Source organism: Pseudorhodoferax sp. (genome assembly GCF_047601025.1).
Classification (GTDB): domain Bacteria; phylum Pseudomonadota; class Gammaproteobacteria; order Burkholderiales; family Burkholderiaceae_C; genus Pseudorhodoferax.
In genome coordinates this window covers 3,934,952-3,955,806 of sequence record NZ_JASGJZ010000001.1, presented here as the reverse complement: position 1 = coordinate 3,955,806, position 20,855 = coordinate 3,934,952, and the positions used below count along the sequence as shown (strand labels likewise).

The 20,855-nt window shown below is 72.7% G+C and carries 21 protein-coding genes; 12 read left to right on the top strand and 9 right to left on the bottom strand.

The features are described 5' to 3' along the window. The first annotated feature begins 27 nt into the window (after positions 1-27). On the top strand, positions 28-264 hold the full coding sequence (locus QM782_RS18530) for an oxidoreductase-like domain-containing protein (RefSeq protein WP_415204359.1): 237 nt from the start codon (positions 28-30) through the stop codon (positions 262-264). Here QM782_RS18530 and lgt read toward each other — a convergent pair. After that, on the bottom strand, positions 261-1,067 hold the full coding sequence (gene lgt / locus QM782_RS18525) for a prolipoprotein diacylglyceryl transferase (protein ID WP_415204358.1): 807 nt from the start codon (positions 1,065-1,067) through the stop codon (positions 261-263). The genes QM782_RS18530 and lgt overlap by 4 nt on opposite strands. A gap of 174 nt (positions 1,068-1,241) precedes the next feature. On the opposite strand from lgt, the gene bfr reads away from it, so the two are divergent. Continuing rightward, positions 1,242-1,709: a bacterioferritin gene (gene bfr / locus QM782_RS18520; protein ID WP_415204357.1), complete on the top strand. Its 468-nt coding sequence runs from the start codon at positions 1,242-1,244 to the stop codon at positions 1,707-1,709. 16 nt (positions 1,710-1,725) lie between these two features. On the opposite strand, the gene QM782_RS18515 is transcribed toward bfr, so the two are convergent. Next, positions 1,726-2,658: a LysR family transcriptional regulator gene (locus QM782_RS18515; protein ID WP_415204356.1), complete on the bottom strand. Its 933-nt coding sequence runs from the start codon at positions 2,656-2,658 to the stop codon at positions 1,726-1,728. A gap of 99 nt (positions 2,659-2,757) precedes the next feature. On the opposite strand from QM782_RS18515, the gene ilvD reads away from it, so the two are divergent. Further along, positions 2,758-4,467, top strand: coding sequence for a dihydroxy-acid dehydratase (ilvD, locus tag QM782_RS18510; protein WP_415204355.1), 1,710 nt, complete (start codon positions 2,758-2,760; stop codon positions 4,465-4,467). 1 nt (position 4,468) lies between these two features. On the opposite strand, the gene QM782_RS18505 is transcribed toward ilvD, so the two are convergent. Next, a complete protein-coding gene (locus tag QM782_RS18505) occupies positions 4,469-4,711 on the bottom strand; it encodes a TIGR04438 family Trp-rich protein (protein ID WP_415204354.1) in 243 nt (80 codons plus the stop codon). A gap of 75 nt (positions 4,712-4,786) precedes the next feature. Here QM782_RS18505 and QM782_RS18500 point away from each other — a divergent pair, with 75 nt between their 5' ends. Further along, complete coding sequence (locus QM782_RS18500) at positions 4,787-5,110, top strand: c-type cytochrome (RefSeq protein ID WP_415204353.1); 324 nt, start codon at positions 4,787-4,789, stop codon at positions 5,108-5,110. Positions 5,111-5,197: 87 nt separating this feature from the next. Beyond that, the gene (locus QM782_RS18495) at positions 5,198-5,800 is read left to right on the top strand and encodes a TIGR00645 family protein (RefSeq protein ID WP_415204352.1); all 603 of its coding nucleotides are present in this window, start codon (positions 5,198-5,200) and stop codon (positions 5,798-5,800) included. A gap of 1 nt (position 5,801) precedes the next feature. Here QM782_RS18495 and QM782_RS18490 read toward each other — a convergent pair whose 3' ends face one another. Continuing rightward, positions 5,802-6,530, bottom strand: a complete 729-nt coding sequence (locus QM782_RS18490; protein ID WP_415204351.1) for a TetR/AcrR family transcriptional regulator — start codon at positions 6,528-6,530, stop codon at positions 5,802-5,804. 160 nt (positions 6,531-6,690) lie between these two features. Here QM782_RS18490 and QM782_RS18485 point away from each other — a divergent pair, with 160 nt between their 5' ends. The 7 genes from QM782_RS18485 (at position 6,691) to proX (ending at position 15,198) form a co-directional block, all read left to right on the top strand. Beyond that, entirely contained in the window at positions 6,691-7,530 is an 840-nt protein-coding gene (locus QM782_RS18485) for a fumarylacetoacetate hydrolase family protein (protein ID WP_415204350.1), read from the top strand. Positions 7,531-7,620: 90 nt separating this feature from the next. Beyond that, on the top strand, positions 7,621-8,568 hold the full coding sequence (locus QM782_RS18480) for a VOC family protein (RefSeq protein WP_415204349.1): 948 nt from the start codon (positions 7,621-7,623) through the stop codon (positions 8,566-8,568). A 16-nt stretch (positions 8,569-8,584) separates the two neighbouring features. Further along, positions 8,585-10,207: a bifunctional 3-(3-hydroxy-phenyl)propionate/3-hydroxycinnamic acid hydroxylase gene (locus tag QM782_RS18475; protein WP_415204348.1), complete on the top strand. Its 1,623-nt coding sequence runs from the start codon at positions 8,585-8,587 to the stop codon at positions 10,205-10,207. Continuing rightward, entirely contained in the window at positions 10,204-11,361 is a 1,158-nt protein-coding gene (locus QM782_RS18470; protein WP_415204347.1) for an amidohydrolase family protein, read from the top strand. Before QM782_RS18475 ends, QM782_RS18470 begins: the two co-directional genes overlap by 4 nt. Positions 11,362-11,718: 357 nt before the next feature. Continuing rightward, positions 11,719-12,918, top strand: coding sequence for a glycine betaine/L-proline ABC transporter ATP-binding protein ProV (proV, locus tag QM782_RS18465; protein ID WP_415204346.1), 1,200 nt, complete (start codon positions 11,719-11,721; stop codon positions 12,916-12,918). A 25-nt stretch (positions 12,919-12,943) separates the two neighbouring features. Then, positions 12,944-14,152: a glycine betaine/L-proline ABC transporter permease ProW gene (gene proW / locus QM782_RS18460; RefSeq protein WP_415204345.1), complete on the top strand. Its 1,209-nt coding sequence runs from the start codon at positions 12,944-12,946 to the stop codon at positions 14,150-14,152. Between the two features lie 26 nt (positions 14,153-14,178). After that, positions 14,179-15,198, top strand: coding sequence for a glycine betaine/L-proline ABC transporter substrate-binding protein ProX (gene proX / locus QM782_RS18455; RefSeq protein WP_415204344.1), 1,020 nt, complete (start codon positions 14,179-14,181; stop codon positions 15,196-15,198). Between the two features lie 12 nt (positions 15,199-15,210). Here the strand turns inward: proX and QM782_RS18450 are convergent, their stop codons facing one another. The 5 genes from QM782_RS18450 to QM782_RS18430 form a co-directional block, all read right to left on the bottom strand. Next, positions 15,211-16,074 carry an ABC transporter ATP-binding protein gene (locus tag QM782_RS18450; RefSeq protein WP_415204343.1) on the bottom strand — a complete coding sequence of 288 codons (864 nt, stop codon included), beginning with the start codon at positions 16,072-16,074 and terminating at the stop codon, positions 15,211-15,213. A gap of 30 nt (positions 16,075-16,104) precedes the next feature. Then, positions 16,105-16,872 carry an ABC transporter permease gene (locus QM782_RS18445; protein ID WP_415205683.1) on the bottom strand — a complete coding sequence of 256 codons (768 nt, stop codon included), beginning with the start codon at positions 16,870-16,872 and terminating at the stop codon, positions 16,105-16,107. Between the two features lie 251 nt (positions 16,873-17,123). Next, positions 17,124-18,074: an ABC transporter permease gene (locus QM782_RS18440; RefSeq protein ID WP_415204342.1), complete on the bottom strand. Its 951-nt coding sequence runs from the start codon at positions 18,072-18,074 to the stop codon at positions 17,124-17,126. 3 nt (positions 18,075-18,077) lie between these two features. Then, entirely contained in the window at positions 18,078-19,178 is a 1,101-nt protein-coding gene (locus tag QM782_RS18435) for an ABC transporter substrate-binding protein (protein WP_415204341.1), read from the bottom strand. Between the two features lie 27 nt (positions 19,179-19,205). Next, positions 19,206-20,726, bottom strand: a complete 1,521-nt coding sequence (locus tag QM782_RS18430) for an amidohydrolase family protein (RefSeq protein ID WP_415204340.1) — start codon at positions 20,724-20,726, stop codon at positions 19,206-19,208. Positions 20,727-20,855 lie beyond the last annotated feature (129 nt).

Below are 20,855 nucleotides of genomic sequence, written 5' to 3'. Positions count from 1 at the left end.
ATGCCGGCCTGCCCTGCGACGCCCGCGATGACCGACCCAGCCCTCCCCGCCCCGACCGACGCCGCCACGGCCCGCCTGGCCGTCGCCACGCTCGCCGCGCGGCTGCAGGCACGCGGCATCGCCGGCCTGCGCGCCCCGCCGCCGGAACCCACGACCTGCTGCGGCCGCGGCTGCAACGGCTGCGTGTGGGAAGGCTACCTGGCCGCGGTCGGCTGGTGGTGCGAGGACGCGCAGACGCTGCTGGCCCAGCCCGCCGCCGGCTAGCGGCGTTCGCGCCGCCCGCACCAGATCCACATCGCCACGCCGGCCAGGATCATCGGCAGGCACAGCCACTGGCCCATGCTCATGCCCAGCGACAGCAGGCCCAGGAAGGCATCGGGCTCGCGGAAGAACTCGGCGACGAAGCGCAGCACGCCGTAGCCCACCAGGAAGGCCGCCGCCACCTGCCCCTCGGCGCGGCGCCGGCGCGCGTACAGCCACAGCAGCACGAACAGCAGCAGCCCCTCCAGCAGGAACTGGTAGACCTGCGAGGGGTGGCGCGGCAGCATCGAGCCGCTCTGCGGAAACACCATGCCCCAGGGCAGGTCCGGGCTCGCGAAGCGGCCCCACAGCTCGCCATTGATGAAGTTGCCCACGCGCCCGGCCGCCAGGCCGGTCGGCACGCAAGGCGCCACGAAGTCAGCCACCTGCAGCCACGGCCGCCGGCGCGAGTGCGCGAACCACAGCATCGAGGCGATCACGCCCAGCATGCCGCCGTGGAAGCTCATGCCGCCCTGCCAGACGTGGAAGATCTCCAGCGGATGCGTCAGGTAGTAGCCCGGCTTGTAGAACAAGCAGTAGCCCAGCCGCCCGCCGACCACGACGCCCAGCACGCCGAGGAACAAGATGTCCTCCACGTCCTTGCGCGTCCACGGCGGCTGGGCCGAGGCGAACGGCTGGTGCCGCAGCCGCAGCGTGCCCAGCAGCATGAACAGCGCGAACGCGACGAGGTAGGTGATGCCGTACCAGTGGATGGCCACGGGCCCGATCTGCAGCGCGACCGGGTCGATCTGGGGATACATGAGCATCGGGGGATTGTGCCGAGGTCGGCGCCCCGCCCGCGGCGCCGCACGCGGGTGTCCGCGCGAACACGAGCGATCCGCATGTGCATGCAGAGCGCCGTCCCGGGGGCATGTGCAGACATCGCGTGCCGAACGCGCGACACTTGCGCGTTTCCAGCACAGAACAACAGGGAGTTCCCCATGCAAGGCCATCCCCAGGTCATCGATTGCCTCAAGGATCTGCTGCGGGGCGAACTGGCCGCGCGCGACCAGTACTTCGCCCATTCGCGCAACTACCAGGACCAGGGCTTCCAGCGCCTGTACACGCGCCTGGACCACGAGATGCAGGAAGAGACCCAGCACGCCGACGCGCTGATGCAGCGCATCCTGATGCTGGGCGGCGCGCCCGACATAAAGCCCAAGGACTTCACCCCGGCCGCCACCGTGCCCGAGATGCTGCGCAAGGACCTGGCCACCGAGTACGAGGTGCGCGCCGCGCTGAAGGAAGGCGCCGCGCTGTGCGAGCGCCTGCAGGACTACGTCAGCCGCGACATCCTGGTCGCGCAGCTGCACGACACCGAGGAAGACCACGCCTACTGGCTGGAGAAGCAGCTCGGCCTGATCGACAAGATCGGCCTGCCGAACTACCTGCAGTCGCAGTTGGGCTGACGGAGCCGCAGCCGGCTCAGCCCGCGGTCCGCTCCCGGACGAAGGCCACGAAGCGTGCCAGCGCCGGCGACGGCGCCCCTTCGGGCCAGACCAGGCTGGTCTCGCACGCCGGCAGTTCCGCGCGCCGGCGCCCGGCCACTGCGAGCTGCGCCGCCTCGCGGTAGACCACCCCCTCGCGCCGGAAGCGCGTCACGCTGGCCGGCACCCAGGCCAGGCCGATGCCGCCCCAGACCAGGTTGACGATGGTCTGCATCTGGATCGCCTCCTGCGCCACCTGCGGCACCGCGCCGTGCGCGCGGTACAGCGCCAGCACGGCGTCGTGCAGCGAAGGCAGGATGCGCCGCGGGAACAGCACCAGCGGTTCGGCCAGCACGGCGGCCAGCGGCGGCCGCGCGGCCCGGGCCAGCGCATGGCCGGCCGGCAGCGCCAGCACCAACGGCTCCCGGCCCACGGCCAGCCGCGCCAGCCCGGCCGGCGCCTGGCCGGGCGAATGCAGCATCAGCCCGGCGTCGATCGCGCCGCGCGCGAAGGCGTCGAGCTGCACGTCGCCGGTCGCCTCCACCAGTTCCAGCGCCACGCCGGGGCATTGCGCGTGGAAATCCCGCACCCAGGCCGGCAACTGCTCGAAGCCCGCCGTGGACACGAAGGCCAGCCGCACGCGGCCGACCTCGCCGGCCGCCGCCGCGCGCGCCAGCGCCGGCAGCGCCGCGGCCCGCGCCAGCAGGTCGCGCACCTGCGGCGCCAGCGCCTCGCCGGCGGCCGTCAGCGCCACGCGGCGGCGGGTGCGCTCGAACAGCGCGGCGCCCAGGCCGCGCTCCAGCCGGGCGATCGCCTGGGTCAGCGGCGGCTGCGTCATGTGCAGGCGCCGGGCCGCGCGGCCGAAGTGCAGCTCCTCGGCCAGCACCGCGAACTGGCGCCAGACACGCAGGTCGGGCGGGGCTTCTTTCATACGCGGAGGATATCAATCGCCACGACCGAAGCGATTGGAACCAATCAGGCTTCGTTGCCATACTGGCCGCTCATCCCCACCCAAGAGAGAGACGAAGCGATGGAAACGAAACCGGTCCAGATCGACCGCCCGAATCGGCGTTCGGCCAACATCACCGAGGGCAAGTCGCGCGCGCCCAACCGCTCCATGTTCTACGCCATGGGCTACGAGGAGGAAGACTTCCGCAAGCCCATGGTCGGCGTGGCCAACGGCCACAGCACCATCACGCCCTGCAACAGCGGCCTGCAGAAGCTGGCCGACGCGGCCATCGCCGGCATCGAGGAGGCCGGCGGCAACGCCCAGGTGTTCGGCACGCCCACCGTGGCCGACGGCATGGCCATGGGCACCGAGGGCATGAAGTACTCCCTCGTCAGCCGCGAGGTCATCAGCGACTGCATCGAGACCTGCGTGCAGGGCCAGTGGATGGACGGCGTGCTGGTGGTCGGCGGCTGCGACAAGAACATGCCCGGCGGCATGATGGGCATGCTGCGCGCCAACGTGCCGGCCATCTACGTCTACGGCGGCACCATCCTGCCCGGCCGCTACCAGGGCCGGGACCTGAACATCGTCAGCGTGTTCGAGGCGGTCGGCGAGAACGCCGCCGGCAAGCTCAGCGACCACGACCTGAAGGAGATCGAGCGCCGCGCCATCCCCGGCACCGGCTCGTGCGGCGGCATGTACACGGCCAACACCATGTCCAGCGCGTTCGAGGCGCTGGGCATGAGCCTGCCCTACTCGTCCACCATGGCCAACCCGCACGACGAGAAGCAGAACTCGGCCCGGGAGTCGGCCAAGGTGCTGATCGAGGCGATCCGCAGGAACCTCAGGCCGCGCGACATCGTCACGCGCGAGGCCATCGAGAACGCGGTGGCCGTGATCATGGCCACCGGCGGCTCGACCAACGCGGTGCTGCACTTCCTGGCGATCGCGCATGCGGCCGGCGTGCAGTGGTCGATCGACGACTTCGAGCGCGTGCGCCGCAAGGTGCCGGTGATCTGCGACCTCAAGCCCAGCGGCAAGTACCTGGCCGTGGACCTGCACCGGGCCGGCGGCATCCCGCAGGTCATGAAGATCCTGCTGAACGCCGGCCTGCTGCACGGCGGCTGCATGACCATCACCGGCAAGACCATCGCCGAGACGCTGGCCGGCGTGCCCGACCAGCCGCGCGCCGACCAGGACGTGATCCGCCCGATCGACCGGCCGCTGTACGCGCAGGGCCACCTGGCGATCCTGAAGGGCAACCTGTCGCCCGAGGGCGCGGTGGCCAAGATCACCGGGCTGAAGAACCCCGTGATCACCGGCCCGGCCCGCGTGTTCGACGACGAGCAGTCCGCGCTCCAGGCCATCCTGGACGGCCGGATCCAGGCCGGCGACGTGATGGTGCTGCGCTACCTGGGCCCCAAGGGCGGTCCCGGCATGCCCGAGATGCTGGCCCCCACCGGCGCGCTGATCGGCGCCGGCCTGGGCGAGTCGGTGGGCCTCGTCACCGACGGCCGCTTCTCCGGCGGCACCTGGGGCATGGTGGTCGGCCACGTGGCGCCGGAGGCCGCGGCCGGCGGCACCATCGCCTTCGTGCACGAGGGCGACTCGGTCACCATCGACGCGCACCAGCTGAAGCTGGAGCTCAACGTGCCCGAGGACGAACTGGCCCGGCGCCGCGCCGGCTGGACGCCGCCGGCCCCGCGCTACGTGCGCGGCGTGCAGGCCAAGTTCGCGTTCAACGCGTCCAGCGCCAGCAAGGGCGCGGTGCTGGACGACTACGCCGCCTGACTCAGCGCGGCCGGCCCGGGCGCTGGCCCAATGCCGCACGCGTGCGCGCGACGCGCGCCTGCCTGCGCGCCTGGTCGCGCTCGGCGGCCTTGCGGCGGGTGTAGCCGCTGCGGTCGGCCCAGGTCCACCACAGCGCGGCCAGGGCGAACGGCGCCAGCACCGTCCACCAGTTCCAGCCGGCGACGGGGCCGACCCCGCCCCACTTGAGCAGCAGCAGCACGATTCCGAGTCCGAGCAGGTACATGGTGGCGGCGTCCTTCCGTGCGGGCCGGGCCTCCGCAGACCCGCTCCCTACAATGCCGCGGAACACTGTAGCGCAATGCCCCGACCCCGCTCCCCGCGATACCTGCTGCCGGCCGCCGCGCTGGCCGTCGCCTGCATGGGCCTGCCGGCGCAGGCCGACCAGGCGCTGGCCGCCGCCAGCAACTGCATGGGCTGCCACCGCATCGACAAGCGCCTGGTGGGCCCGCCGTTCAAGGACATCGCCGCCCGCTACCGGGGCGACCAGACCGCCGTGGACCGGCTGGCCGCCAAGATCCGCCAGGGCGGCACCGGCGTCTGGGGCGTGCAGCACATGCCGGCCAATCCGCAGGTCAGCGAGGCCGACGCCAGGAAGCTGGCGGCCTGGGTGCTGTCGCTGTAGCGGGCGGGCCCGCCCGCCGCCGGGCATTCGTCTTGCATGGCCGGCGCGCTCCTACAATCGCGCGCCTTTTCGCCCTCCGACCCGTCCATGTCCGACCCGACCCTGCCCAAAGCCTCGCCGCTGCGCCCGCTGCCCAAGCTGATCTTCGCCAGCCGCTGGCTGCAGCTGCCGCTGTACCTGGGCCTGATCGTCGCGCAGGCGGTCTACGTGGTGCACTTCCTGGTCGAACTGACACACCTGGTCGAGGCCGCGTTCGGCAACCAGCATGCGCTGCAGGCGCTGATCAACGGCATCGGCTACAAGACCGACGCGCCGATCACCGTGCTGAACGAGACGGTGATCATGCTGGTGGTGCTGGCGCTGATCGACGTGGTGATGATCTCCAATCTGCTGATCATGGTCATCGTCGGCGGCTACGAAACCTTCGTCAGCCGCATGCACCTGGAAGGCCACGAGGACCAGCCCGAGTGGCTGAGCCACGTCAACGCCTCGGTGCTGAAGGTCAAGCTGGCCATGTCCATCATCGGCATCAGCTCCATCCACCTGCTCAAGACCTTCATCAACGCCGACAACTACAGCGACAAGGTGCTGATCGCGCAGACCACGATCCACGTCGTGTTCCTGCTGTCGGCCATGGCCATCGCCTTCACCGACCGGCTGATGGCGCCGGTGGCCGAAGAACACCACTGATTCATTCTTCCGCCGCGCCGCGCGGCGCGGCCGGGCGCCGCGTGCCGGCCTGCAGGCCGGAGAAGATCGGCCCCTGCACGGCGCCCGGGATCTCCAGCGGCATGCTGGCGATGCGCCCGGCCTCGGCCGCCGGCAGGCCGAGGCCGGCCAGCACGCAGCGCACCAGCTGCTCGGCATGGTGGGCGCGCGTCGGCTCCGTCAGCATGGTCTCGATGCCGTAGAAGATCGCGCCCAGCACGAGGTCGCGCGCCACCCGCACGTCGTCCACCGCCAGGCGCCGGCCGGCCATGGCCTGCTCCAGGTCCCGCATCAGGTAGACGTCGATCAGCTGCCCGCGCGTGGCGATGCGCGTGCCCGCCTGCGTGATGAAGCGGCCCCACAGCGGATAGCGCAGCGCCATCTGCATGTACAGCCGCGTGCCGGTGGCGAAGCGCTCGACCGGATCGTCCAGGTGCAGCACCAGCGGATCGACGATCTGCAGCACCTCGTCGCTCATCGCCGTGGCCAGCGCGAACAGCAGCTCCCCGGTGGTCCGGAAGTGGTTGTAGAAGGTGCCGCGCGCCACCCCCGCCGCGGCGATGAAGTCGTCGATCACGGCCGCGTCGATGCCCTTGTCGGCGACGACCGCCAGCGCGCTCTGCAGCAGCCGCAGCCGCGTCTTCTCGCGCCGCAACGCCCCGACCCGGACCCGGTGGTCCTGCGCCTTCTCTTCGCTCTCGACTGGTGCCATGGGGCGCGAGCGTACACGAGCACCCGGGAGCGCCGCCGCCAGCGCGCAAGCTAGGGAAAGCACCTATCAAATAGCCCCCGAATCCGATTTGACGATTTCGTCATTTCGAATAGATTTCGTTCTGGACGAGTTGTCCAAAACGAACTGAGGAAGACCCAACATGAAGCTGCTACGCCACGGCCCCATCGGGGCAGAAAAGCCCGGCGCGCTGGACGCCGACGGCCAGCCGCGCGACCTGTCGCTGCTGGTGCCGGACTTCACGCCGGACTGGATGGCGCCCGACAAGCTGCGCGCGCTGGCCGCGATCGACCTGCGCCGCATGCCGCTGGTGCCGGCCGGCACCCGGCTGGGCGTGCCGGTGGCGGGCGTGCGGCAGTTCGTCGCCATCGGCCTGAACTACCGCAAGCACGCGGCCGAGTCCGGCCTGGAAGTGCCCAAGGAACCGGTGGTCTTCACCAAGGCGCTGACCTCGCTGGCCGGGCCGGACGACGACGTGGTGCTGCCCGAGGGCTCGGTCGCCGGCGACTGGGAGATCGAGCTGGGCGTGGTCATCGGCACCACGGCGCGCCGGGTGCCGGTGGCCCAGGCCCTGTCGCACGTGGCCGGCTACTGCCTGGCCAACGACGTGTCCGAGCGCGACTGGCAGATCAAGCGCAACGGCCAGTGGGGCAAGGGCAAGAGCTTCGACGGCTTCGGCCCGGTCGGCCCCTGGCTGGTGACGGCCGACGAGCTGCCGGACCCGCAGGCCATCCCGCTGGAGTTGTCGGTCAACGGCACCGTGCGCCAGCGCAGCAGCACGGCCGACATGATCTTCCCGGTGGCCGAGATCGTGTCCTACCTGAGCCAGTTCATGACCCTGCTGCCCGGCGACCTGGTGATCACCGGCACGCCCGAGGGCGTGGGCCTGGGCATCAAGCCGGCCCCGGTGTTCCTGCAGCGCGGCGACGTGATGCAGCTGAGCGCCGGCCCGCTCGGCACGCAGCGCCAGCGCGTCGTCTGACGCCGCCCTTCCCCCGACCACCACCACCGGAGACAACACCGTGCGCCGCACGGTGCGGGCGAGCCTTCGCCCGCGCACCAGGAGATCGCCATGACAGCCGCCACACCCCCGCGCCCCGACCAGCCCGCCGTGCACTCGGTCGACGAGTTCGTCTTCAGCGTGCCCGACCTCGCCGAGGCGCGCCGCTTCTACACCCACTTCGGCCTGGACGTGCGCGAGGAAGCCGGCGCCCTGGCGCTGTACACGCACGGCCACCCGCACCGCTGGGCGCGCATCCTCGCCGGGCCGTCCAAGCGGCTGCTGTGGCTCAGCCTGGGCATCCACGCCGAGGATGCGCCGCGCTTCGCGCAGCGCGCCGCGGCGCTGGGGGTGCCGGCCGCGGCGCCGCCGCCCGGTGCCGACGGCGACGGCCTGTGGCTGCGGGGCGCCGACGGGCTGCCGGTGCAGCTGCGCGTGGCCGGCAAGTGCTCGCCCTCGCAGCCGGCCCCGCGCGAGTGGCCGCCGGCGCCGGGCCATGGCGGCCGCGCGCCCAGCCGCAGCCAGGCCCCGGCCACGCGCCCGCTGTACCTCTCGCACATCCTGCTGTTCAGCGCCGACGTGGATGCGGCCCGCGCGTTCTACGAAGGCGTGCTGGGCCTGCAGCTGTCCGACCGCTCCGGCTCGGACATCGCCTTCCTGCACAGCCCGCACGGCAGCGACCACCACCTGATCGCGCTGGCCCGCTCCGGCGGCCCGGGGCTGCACCACAGCAGCTGGTGCGTGCCCTCGCTCGACGCCGTGGGCATCGGCGCGCAGCAGATGGCGCAGGCCGGCTACACCCGGGGCTGGGGCCTGGGCCGCCATGTGCTGGGGTCCAACTACTTCCGCTACGTGCGCGACCCCTGGGGCAGCTACGCCGAGTACTCCTACGACATCGACTACGTCGCCGCCGGCCAGGCCTGGCCGGCGGCCGACCACCCGCCCGAGGACGCGCTCTACGTCTGGGGCCCGGAGCTGCCGCCCGACTTCATCGCCAACCACGAACTGAACGCCCACTGACCCCGGAGACACCACCATGCAGCAGGACATCCCCTTCTACGACGTCGTCCAGATCGGCTACGGCCCGGTCAGCGAGATCATGGCCCTGGCCCTGGGGCGCCAGGGACGGCGCGTCGCCGTGTTCGAGCGCTGGCGCGAACGCTACCCGCTGCCGCGCGCGGTCTGCATCGACCACGAGCTGTACCGCGTGCTGGCGGCGCTGGGCATGGCCGGCGAACTGCCGGCCGTCAGCCACGCCGGGTCGGCCTACCGCTGGTTCAACGCCGAATGGAAGGAGCTGCTGTCGATCGACTGGGCGGCCGAATCCATCTCCGGCGGCCCCGAGGTCAACTTCGTGCACCAGCCCACGCTGGAGCAGATGTTCGACGACCAGGTCCGGGCCTGCCCCGGCGTGGAGCTGCACCTGGGCTGGGAGGCGGTCGCGGTCAGCCAGACCGCCGACTACGCCGAGCTGCGCCTGCGCTCGGTGGATGGCGGCGCCGAGCGCACCGTGCGCGCGCGCTACCTGATCGGCGCCGACGGCGCCAACAGCCTGGTGCGCCGGACCATCGGCTCCGCCCAGCAGGACCGCGGCTTCGAGGCCGACTGGCTGGTCATCGACGTGCTGCCGCACGAGGGCGTGGCGCTGGACATCCCGGCCGCCGCGCAGTGGTGCAACCCGGCGCGGCCGACCACCATCGTGCCGGCCGGCGTCAAGGACGGCCGCTATTTCCGCCGCTGGGAATTCATGCGCCTGCCGCACGAGACGCGCGAGGAGCTGGAGCACGAGGCCGTGGCCTGGCAACTGCTCGAACCCTGGGTACGGCCCGACCAGGCGACCATCGTGCGCCACAAGGTCTACACCTTCCGCTCGCTGCTGGCCGAGCGCTGGCGCGACGGCCGGCTGCTGATCGCCGGCGACGCCGCGCACGTGATGCCGCCCTTCATGGGCCAGGGCATGTGCGCCGGCCTGCGCGACGACTGGAACCTGGCCTGGAAGCTGGCCCTGGTGCTGGACGGCCGGGCCGACGACCGGCTGCTGGACAGCTACCAGCGCGAGCGCCTGCCGCACGTGAGCGACGTGATCGACCTGTCCATGTACCTGGGCCGGATCATCTGCATGCCCGACGCCGCCCGCGCCGCCGAGCGCGACGCGGCCTTCTTCGGCGGCCGGGCCGCGCCGCCGCCGGCCTTCCCGCGGCTGACCGACGGCATCCTGCGGCGCGGCGCCGACGGCGCGGTGCAGGCGCCGGCCGGATGGCTCAGCCCGCACGGCACGGTGCGCGCGGGGGCACGCCAGGGCCGGTTCGACGAGGTCGTCGGCCTGGGCTTCGTGCTGGTGTCGCGCACCGCGGCCGCCGAGGCCGCGCTGGGCGCGCCGCAGCGCGCGGTGCTCGACGCGCTGGGCGCCCGGCGCGTGGTGGTCACGCCGGCCGGCGCGCCGGCGGGCGACGGCACGGTGCAGGACCTGGACGGCAAGTTCCTCCCGTTCATGCAGCAGCTGGGCATCGACACCATGCTGGTGCGGCCCGACTTCTACCTGTACGGCGCGGTGGCGCACGGCGCCCAGGCCGGCCAGTTGGTCGACGACCTGGCGGTCGACCTGCGGCGCCACGGCGTGCAGCTGCCGGCCCCGGCCGCGCTGCGGGAGGCGGCATGAAGCCGGCCGTGGACGGGGCCGGCCCGGCCCGGCCCTCGCGCCGCACCGTCTTCGGCCACCTGGCCGCGGCGCTGGCCGCCGGCCTGGCCGGCACCGCGCACGCGGAAGAGGCCGCGGCCGGCGCCGGCGCGGCGCCCGCCACCTGCGCCTGCGGCCTGGTCGACGCCCATTCGCACTACCTGCCGCCGCAGTACGCGCGCGCCCTCGACGAGGCCGGGCTGGTCACGCTGGACGGCGGCTTCCCAGTGCCGGCCTGGTCGGAGGAGCAGGCGCTGCAGCACATGGACCGCCACGGCATCGAGGTGTCGATGCTGTCCGTGTCGTCCCCCACCGTCGGCTTCGTGCGCGACGCGCTGGCGCGCCGGCGCCTGGCGCGCAGCGTCAACACCTTCGCCGCGGAGCTGGTGCGCCGCAAGCCGGACCGCTTCGGCGCGTTCGCCACGCTGCCGCTGCCCGACGTGCCCGCCGCGCTGGAGGAGATCGCGCACGCGCTGGACGTGCTGCAGCTGGACGGCGTCGTGATGGAGACCAACGTGCACGGCATCTACCTGGGCGACGCGCGGCTCGACCCGCTGTTCGCCGAGCTGGACCGGCGCCGCGCGACGCTGTTCCTGCACCCGACCTCGCCGCCCTGCCTGGAGTCCGTCGGCCTGGGACGGCCGGCGCCGATCCTGGAGTTCCCGATGGACACCGCGCGCACCATCGCCGACCTGCTGTTCGCCGGCACGCTGACGCGCTACCCGCGCATCCGCGTCATCGTGCCGCACGCCGGCGGCGCGCTGTCGGCGCTGGCCGAGCGGATCGCGGCGTTCTCCACGCTGCCCTTCCTGCCGCAGCGCCCCGCCGGCGGCGCACAGGAGGTGCGCAGCGTGCTGCGCGCGCTGTACTACGACCTCGCGGGCTCCGCCAGCGACGACGCCATCGTGCGCCTGCGGCAGCTGACGACGCTGGACCACGTGCTGTTCGGCAGCGACTTCCCGTTCACGCCGGCCAGCGCCGTCGCGGCCAACGTGCAGGGCGTGCGCACGCTGCGCGGGCTCAGCCGCGCGGAGCACGAGGGCATCGCCCGCGGCAACGCGCTGCGCCTGTTCACCCGCCTGGCGGAACGGGCCGGCACCACGCCGACGGCCGCCCCGCCGGCCCGCGGAGGTTGACCTCGTCATATCCAAAAGTTAGAATGCCGGGCTTCTTGACAGCCAACAAGATATGTTGACTGCCTCGGCGCTACTCGCGGATCGATTCAGCATCCCGTCGCGGCGCCAGGCGCCCCCGCCGGGCCCTGCCCGGCAACCGGCTGGTTTTTCCAGCCACCTGCCGCCGCACCGCATCGCCCTGCTCAGCCCCCTCGGCCAGGCCCGCTGAGCAGCCGCCTTGCGTGACAGGCGCTGGTTGCGTCGCTGCCCGTCGTCTTCAGCGCCTGCCATGCGGCTGCGGATCGCGGCCGTCTGCGCACGACATCCATCCAGACGGCCATTGCCCCAAGCCCGCCCACCAGGAGGAGGCCCGCCGCAATGGCAAAAGACATCCAGATCGACCACGTGTTCAAGGTCTTCGGCGACGACCCGCAGGCCGCGATGGCCCTCGTGCGCCAGGGCCGCAGCAAGCAGGAGATCCTGGCCGAGACCGGCCAGTCCATCGGCGTGTTCGATGCGCACTTCGAGATCAAGGCCGGCGAGATCTTCGTGATCATGGGCCTGTCGGGCTCGGGCAAGTCCACGCTGGTGCGCCTGCTGAACCGGCTGATCGAGCCCAGCGCCGGCCGCGTCGTGATCGACGGGCAGGACATCTTCCGGCACTCCGACCGCCAGCTGCGCGCGCTGCGGCGCAAGGACATCAGCATGGTGTTCCAGTCGTTCGCGCTGATGCCGCACATGACGGTGCGCGACAACACCGCCTTCGGCCTGGAGCTGGCGGGCGTGGACAAGGCCGCGCGGCTGGCGCAGGCCGACGCGGCGCTGGCCCAGGTCGGCCTGGCCGGCTGGGGCGACAGCTACCCGGACGAGCTCTCCGGCGGCATGCAGCAGCGCGTCGGCCTGGCGCGGGCGCTGGCCTCGGACCCGTCCATCCTGCTGATGGACGAGGCCTTCTCGGCGCTGGACCCGATCATCCGCACCGACATGCAGAGCGAGCTGCTGCGGCTGCAGCAGGTCAAGCGCCGCACCATCGTGTTCATCTCGCACGACCTGGACGAGGCCATGCGCATCGGCGACCGCATCGCCATCATGAAGGACGGCCAGGTGGTGCAGGTCGGCACGCCCGAGGAGATCCTGCGTGCGCCGGCCAACGACTACGTGCGCAACTTCGTGCGCGGCGTCGACGCCGCCAAGGTGTTCAAGGCCGCCGACATCGCCCGGCGCAGCCAGGTGGTGGTGGCCGAGTCGCCCACCCGCGGCGCGCGCGCGGCGCTGTCGATGCTGGAAGGCCAGGACCGCGAGTTCGCCTACGTGGTCGATCCGCAGCAGCGCTTCCTGGGCATGGTCTCGGGCGACTCGCTGCGCACCGCGCTGAAGGGCCACGATGGGCCGCTGGGCCTGCAGCACGCCTTCCTGCCCGGCGTGCAGACGGTGGCCGCGATCCACCCGGTGAACGAGCTGTTCGGCCAGGTCGCGCAATCGCCCTGGCCGCTGCCGGTGGTGGACGGCCAGGGCCGCTACCTGGGCGCCATCAGCAAGACCACGCTGCTGCGCTTCATGGACAAGGGCAGCGATTGAGCCACGACGAGAGGAGAACCATCCGATGAACGAGTACCCGGACACCACCCCCGCCGCCGCCGAGACCGATCCCTGGGCCGCCGTCGAGAGCGCCCCCGAGGCGCCGCCGCAGGCCCCGGCCGCCGACGCCGCGGACACCCTGGCCGCGCCCGCCGCCGCCGCGGACGACGCCTGGTCCGGCAGCACCGACGCCGGCAGCGGCGACTGGCTGGCCGGCAGCGCCGGCGCGGCGCCCGACGCCGCCGCCACGCCCGACGGCTTCTCGCTGTCGCAGCTGTGGGACGGCAGCCTGCCGGTGCAGGACTGGATCAACGGCGGCCTGGCCTGGGCGGTGGAGCATTTCCGCCCGTTCTTCCAGGCCGTGCGCGGCCCGATCGACGCCACGCTCTCGGGCGTGGAGTCCGGGCTGCTGTCCGTGCCGATGCCGGCCATGGTGGCGCTGCTGGCGCTGATCGCCTGGCAGTGCGCGGGCCGCGCCGTGGCCGTCGGCGCCGTGGTCTCGCTGCTGCTGGTGGGCATGCTGGGCATCTGGCCCGAGGCCATGGTCACCCTGTCCCTGGTGCTGACCTCGCTGGCCTTCTGCCTGGCCATCGGCCTGCCGCTGGGCATCCTGCTGGCGGCCAGCGACCGCGCCAACCGCATCACCCGCCCGCTGCTGGACGCGATGCAGACCACGCCGGCCTTCGTCTACCTGGTCCCGGTGGTCATGCTGTTCGGCATCGGCAACGTGCCGGGCGTGATCGTGACCATCGTGTTCGCGCTGCCGCCGCTGGTGCGGCTGACCACGCTGGGCATCCGCCAGGTGCGGCCCGACCTGATCGAAGCCGCGCGCGCCTACGGCGCCTCGCCCTGGCAGCTGCTGGCCAAGGTGCAGCTGCCGCTGGCCCTGCCGTCCATCATGGCCGGCGTCAACCAGGCGCTGATGCTGTCGCTGTCCATGGTGGTGATCGCCTCGATGATCGCCGTCGGCGGCCTGGGCCAGATGGTGCTGCGCGGCATCGGCCGGCTGGACATGGGCCTGGCCACCGTGGGCGGCCTGGGCATCGTGCTGCTGGCGATCCTGCTGGATCGCATCACCCAGGCCATGGGCCAGCCGCGCCGCGGCGCGCGCCACTGGTGGCAGACCGGCCCGGCCGGCCTGGTCTGGCGCGCGCTGCAGCCCAAGGCGCCGCCGGCCCCCGCGGCCGGCGACACGACCTCGGCCGAGACCGTGCTGGCCGCACGCATCCACTGAACCCAGACCCCAGAAAGGAGCCTCGCATGACCTTCCCGTCCGTTCTTCCCCGCTGGCGCGGCCTGATCGCCGCCGGCCTGCTGGCCGCCGGCGCCGCCGCCACGGCCACCGCGCAGGACCTGCCCGGCAAGGGCGTCACCGTGCAGCCGCTGCAGAGCTCGATCGCCGAGGAGACCTTCCAGACGCTGCTGGTCTCGCGCGCGCTCGCCCGGCTGGGCTACACCGTGCAGCCGATCCGCGAGGTCGAGTACCCCACGGCCCACGTCGCGATCGCCAACGGCGACGCCACCTTCATGGCCGACCACTGGGACCCGCTGCACGCGGACTTCTACAAGAACGCCGGCGGCGACGCCAAGCTCTCGCGCACCGGCGCCTACTCGCCCGGCGCGGCCCAGGGCTACCTGATCGACAAGAAGACCGCCGACGCGCACAAGATCACCAACATCGCGCAGCTGGCCGACCCGGCGATCGCCAAGCTGTTCGACACCGACGGCGACGGCAAGGCCGACATGACCGGCTGCAACCCCGGCTGGGGCTGCGAGGCCGTGATCGAGCACCAGCTCGACGCCTACAAGCTGCGCGCCCACGTGCACCACGTGCAGGGCAGCTACGCCGCGCTGATGGCCGACACCATCGCGCGCTTCAAGCAGGGCCGGCCCATCCTCTACTACACCTGGACGCCGTACTGGGTCAGCGGCGTGCTGCGCCCGGGCCGCGAGGTGACCTGGCTGCAGGTACCGTTCTCCTCGCTGCCCGGCGAGCAGGCCAAACTGGACACCAAGCTGCCGAACGGCCAGAACTACGGCTTCGTCATGAACACGCAGCGCATCGTGGCCAACAAGGACTTCGTCGCCAGGAACCCGGCCGCCGCCAAGCTGTTCGAGGTCATGCAGCTGCCGGTGGCCGACATCAACGCGCAGAACCTGCGCATGCGCGACGGCGAGAACAAGCCGGCCGACGTCGAGCGCCACACCGACGCCTGGATCAAGGCGCACCAGAAGACCTTCGACGGCTGGATCGACCAGGCGCTCAAGGCCGCGCACTGAAGCCCGCGCGGCTCACCAGGCCAGCCGCAGGCCGGCGAACGGCCGCGCCGCAGGCGCCGGCGGGCGATCGGCCGCGGCGGGGTCCTGGAAGTCGCGCAGCACGTCGTCGCGCAGCGCGATGAAGCGCGCGTCGCTGCGGTGGCGCGGGCGCGGCAGGTCCACGTCCACGATGCGGCGGATGCGGCCCGGGTGCGGCTGCATCACCACCACCTGGTCGCCCAGGAACACCGCCTCGTCCACGTCGTGCGTGACCAGCAGCATGGTGATGCGCTCGGCCTGCCAGATGCGCTGCAGCTCGTGCTGCAGCCGCGCGCGCGTGAGCGCGTCCAGCGCGCCGAAGGGCTCGTCCAGCAGCAGCACGCGCGGCCGGTTGACCAGGCCGCGCGCGATCGCCACGCGCTGCGCCATGCCGCCGGAGATCTGGTGCGGCCAGGACTTCTCGAAGCCCTGCAGCCCGACCAGCGCCACGTGCTCGGCCACGCGGGCGCGCTTGTCGGCCGGCGACAGCGGCGCGTTGCGCAGCCCGACCGCGATGTTCTGCTCCACCGTGAGCCAGGGGAACAGCCGGTGGTCCTGGAACACGATGCCGCGCTCGGGCCCGGTGCCGGCGATCGGCCGGCCGTCCAGCGTGATGCGGCCTTCGTACTGCGCCTCCAGGCCCAGCACCAGCCGCAGCAGCGTGGACTTGCCGCAGCCGCTGGCACCCACGATGCTGACGAAGCGCCCGGCCGGCACGTCCAGGTCGATGTCCTGCAGCACCTGCAGCGTGCCGCCCTCGGCCTGGGCGCTGGCGTAGCGCTTGCCCAGCCGGTGGATGCGCAGCGCGCTGTGCGTGGCCGGCTGCGCGGCCGTTGGAAAGGTGGCGGTGTCGCCCATGTCTGGTTGCTCCCTCGTCGTGGTTCAGGTTCAGGCCGCGCGGCCCAGCCAGCGGCCCAGGCGCCGCTCCAGCGCGCGTGCCGAGGCGTTCATGGCCCAGCCGACCAGGCCGATCACCACCATGCCGAACAGCACCAGGTCCATGCGGAAGTGCTCGCTGCCCTCGATCAGCGTGTTGCCGATGCCGCGCCCGGCGACCAGCAGGTATTCGGCGCCGATGGTCGCCAGCCAGGAATAGATCAGCGCCAGGTACACCCCGGTGAAGATGGCCGGCAGCGCGGCCGGCAGCACCACCTCGGCGACGGTCTGCCAGCGCGTGTAGCCGCAGACGCGCGCCACCTCCAGCAGCGCCGGCGGCGTGCCGCGGATGCCGTCGCAGGTGTTCACCACCACCGGCACCAGCGCGGCCAGCGACAGGAACACCACCTTGGCCACGTCGCCCAGCCCGAACCACACCGAGATCAGCGGGATCCAGGCGAACAGCGAGATCTGCTTGAAGGTGTGGAAGCTCGGCCCCACCAGCCGGCCGAACCAGGGCGACAGCCCCAGCAGCGCGCCCAGCACCAGACCGCCCAGCGTGCCGATCAGAAAGCCGGCGGCCTCGCGCGCCAGGCTGGCCGCCAGCGCGCGCCACAGCGTGCCGGCGCTGATCTGCTCCCAGGCCGTGGCCAGCACCGTGCCGGGCGGCACCAGCAGCACGGAGTCGACCCACCCATGGCGGGCCGACAGCCACCACAGCGCGACGGCCGCCAGCGGCAGCACCGCGCCGCGCCAGCGGCCGGCCGACCGCGGGCGCAGCGGCGCCGGGCCGGCGCGCCCGGCGCCGTCGGCCGCGTTCACGGGAGGACCGTCGCCGCTACGGGCTGCGGTGCGAACCTCTTCGGGCGGCCGGGCGGGGCGCACCGGTGCACCCTCGGGCCTGCGGCCCGGTCCCTCCGGGAGGGAATGAGCCCCTTCGGGCGGCCGGGCGGGGTGCACTGATGCACCCTCGGGCCTGCGGCCCGGTCCCTCCGCGAGGGAATGAGCCCCTTCGGGCGGCCGGGCGGGGCTCATGCCGCACCTCCCCCCAGCGCCGCGCGCCGGCTGGCGTGGCTGCGGCCGGCGCGGGCCTCGGCCCGGTCCAGCACGCGGTCGATCGCATAGCCGATGGCGCCGACCACGATCACCGCCGCCATCACCTGGTCCAGCTGGAACAGCTGGCGCCCGTAGACGATCAGGTAGCCCAGGCCTTCGCTGGACGCGACCAGCTCGACCACCACCAGCGACAGCCAGGCCTTGGTGAAGCCCAGGCGCAGGCCGGTGAACAGCGTCGGCACGGCGTGCGGCAGCACGATCTCCAGCACCTGCTGGCGCCGCGTGAAGCCCATCACGCGGCCGACCTCCAGCAGCGCCTGCGGCGTCTGGCGGAAGCCCTGCAGCGTGTTCAGCGCCACCGGCACCAGCGCGGCCTTGGCGATCAGGATGTACTTGAGCGGCTCGCCGATGCCGACCAGCAGCAGCACGAACGGCAGCCAGCCCAGCACCGGGATCTGCACCAGCGCGTTGAAGCTCGGCAGCAGGTAGGCCTCGGCCCGGCGCGACAGGCCCATGGCCGTGCCCAGCAGCAGGCCCAGCGACGCGCCGGCGGCGAAGCCCACGAGCACGCGCCGCAGGCTGGCCGAGACGTGCAGCCACAGCTCGCCGTTCGTCGCCAAGTCGCGCAGCGTCTCCCCCACGAACTGGGGCGGCGGCAACACCTGCGGCGCGATCCAGCCCTGCGCGGCGCCGACGAACCACAGCGCCAGCAGCGCCGCCGGCAGCAGCCAGGGCGCCAGCAGGCAGGCCAGGCGCCGGGCGTGGCGGCCGGGCGCGACACCCGCGGCCCCCGCGGCGGCCGGTCGCGCCGAGGACTGTGCCTGTGCCTGGGCACGGGTGCGCCAGCGCGTGGCGGGACCGGCTGGCAGCGGTGCGGCCAGGCGGCCCCCCGCCGGCAACGCGGCCAGGGATTGCTCCGTCCGCATGGCTCAGCGCTGCGCCACCGCGGCGCCGCCGGCGACCGCGCGGCCCTTGGCGTCGTAGGCGCTCCAGTAGCCTTGCAGGCCCTGCTTCTTCAGCGCGGCGTCCAGGTACCGGGGCTCGAACCAGTCGTCCACGCTCACGGGGCGGCGGATCAGCCTGAGCTTGAGCGCATCGTCGACCACGGCCTGGTAGCGCGCGCGCAGGAACTCGTCGAGCAGCGGCGAGTTGCGCTCGGCCAACGGCTGGCCCTCGAACTCGGCCCGGAACGACGCCACCGGCGTGCCGCTCCGGGCCCACAGCGCGAACAGCGCCTCGCGGTTCTTCTCGTCGGAGGCCCAGCGCGCCGCGCGCACGAACACGTCGACCACGCGCTGCGTCTCGGCCGGGTGGGCGCGCTCGAACTCGCCGCGCACCAGCAGCGCCGCCTGGCGCGTGAAGGCCGGGTCCTGCCCCTGGGTGGAATAGACGACGCGGGCCAGCCCCTGGTCGCGCACCTTGAACCATTCCGAGCCGCCGAAGGCCGCGTCCACGCCGCCCGAGACCAGCGCCGCCTGCGCGCTGCCGGTGTCCAGGTTCACGCCCTTGAGGTCGCGCTCGGCCAGGCCGTGGGCGGCCAGCACGTTGATCGCGACCAGGTGGCCGTTGGTGCCGCGGAAGATCGAGACCTTGCGGCCCTTGAGGTCCTGGATCGAGCGGATGTCCGATGTCGGCGGCACCACCACGTACAGGTTGTTGCGCGTGCCGCTGGCCAGCAGCAGCCGGGTGTCCAGCCCGTTGGCGCGGCCGACCAGCGAGGGCAGGTCGCCCTGGTAGGCGAAGTCGATCTGTTTGTTCGACAGCGCCTCGTTGACGGCCGGGCCCGCGCCCTTGAAGAAGAACCACTCGACGCGGGTGCCGGAGTTCCTGAACTCCTCCTCCAGCCACTGCTGGCTGCGCGCCACGCCGCCGGGCGAGCCGCCCCAGGTGACGGGATCGCCGCCGCCGGCCGTGGCCACGCCGATGCGGATGGCGTCGGGCGCCGCCTGCACGGCGGCCGCGGCAGCCAGGCCGATGACGGCCGCCAGCGCGGCGCCCCAGCGCCGCAGGTTGGAAAGCGGGAAATGCATGCCGGTACTCCTTGGTGGCGCGACGGATCAGGCGGCGGCGCCCGGCAGGCCCAGCCTGCGGCCGACCTCGGTGCCGTCGAAGAAGCGCGGATTGGCCTCGGTGTAGAAGCGCAGCGGATTGCCGAACACGAAGGCGCGGAAGTCCTGCGCCGAGATCACGCCCTGCTCCACCAGGTCCCAGGTCTCGGCCAGCGGCTCGGTGAACTCGGGCACGTCCCAGTGGCCCACGTCGGACGACCAGATCGCGTTGATCTTCACGCCGCCCGGGTGCACGCGGTGGTTGAACGCCGCGGCCACCGTGCGGTCGTCGGCCTCGGAGCCGAAGAAGAACGGGTCGACCCAGCGCGCGCGGATGTCGTCGGCCTTCTCGATGCCGGCCAGCGCGAAGTCGTCGATCTCGTCCGCGCGCGGCTCGCGGCTGTGCGGCAGTGCCGAGATGCCGAGGCTGTCGCGCACCAGCGTGCGCTTGTCCACGGCGCGGCCCTGCAGCAGTTCGGCGCCGTGGCGGTCGAACAGCGCGGCCAGCAGTTCCACGTCGACCTCGGCCGGGTCGTAGTTGCGCACCGCCTCGCGGTTGCGCTTCTCCCAGCGGTCGACCAGGTGGGTGTAGACGTGCGAGCCCCAGTCCGCCCCGCCCTCCAGCAGCCCCACGCGCAGCCCCGGGAAGCGCCGCGTGACGCCGCCGAAGAACAGCGCCTTGGCGAAGGCCTGCGACCCGTCGGCGAAGTGGCCGACGTGGTTGAACATGTAGTTGCTGATCGAATGCCGGCCGGTCCAGCCCTGGCTGCCGTAGTGCGTTGTCACCGGCACGCCCAGCTCCACCACCCTGGCCCAGAACGGGTCGTAGTCGTGCGGGCTGTCGATGCCGTAGAAGTCGATGTAGGCCGCGTGCTTGGCCACCTCGGGGTGCTGCGCCTTCGGGTACTGCGCGGCGATCGCCGGGATCGGCCGGCGCACGCCGCCGGGGATGTTGATGACCTTCAGGCCCAGCGTGTGGACGGCGAACTCCAGTTCCTCGATCGCTTCCTGCGGCGTGTGCATCGGGATGCCGGCCACCGGCGTGAGGCGGTCCGCGTACTTGCGGTACTGGTCGGCATGGAAGTGGTTCAGCGCGCGGTGCAGCGGCTGGCGGTACTCGGTGCCGGCCGCGGCCGGCGACAGCACGTCGTTGGGGAACAGCACCGAGTAGTCCGAGCCCTGCTCGGCCAGGCGCTCGTACAGCAGCGCCGGGATGGTGTAGGTCGCCAGGTCGTAGGTGTTGCGCGTGACGCGGGCCCACCACGGCGCGCGCAGCGTGCGGTGGTGGGCCCGCTCGGCCGGCGTCTGCGCGTACCAGTCGCGGCCGTCGCCGTCGCGCGTGACGAAGCGCCCGCCGAGCGCGCGGCGCAGCGCGTCGACGAGCTGGGGGCCGCCGTACTGGGCGATGTAGTCCTCCAGCACCGGCGCGTAGTCGTTGACGTGCACGTCGGTGTCGATCACGGGGTGGTCCAGCCGGGCCTTCAACGCGGCCGAGCGGGAGGCTTTCAGGGGATGGATGCGGGTGTTCATGCGAGGGCTCCTTGTCGCGGCAGGGGTGCCGGGAGACGCATGGTCCGCGGCGCGCGGCGGCCGGACAACGAAGCGTTCCGCATGTCGATGCACGCGCGGCGGATAAGCGCCGCGCCCGCGGTTTTCCGC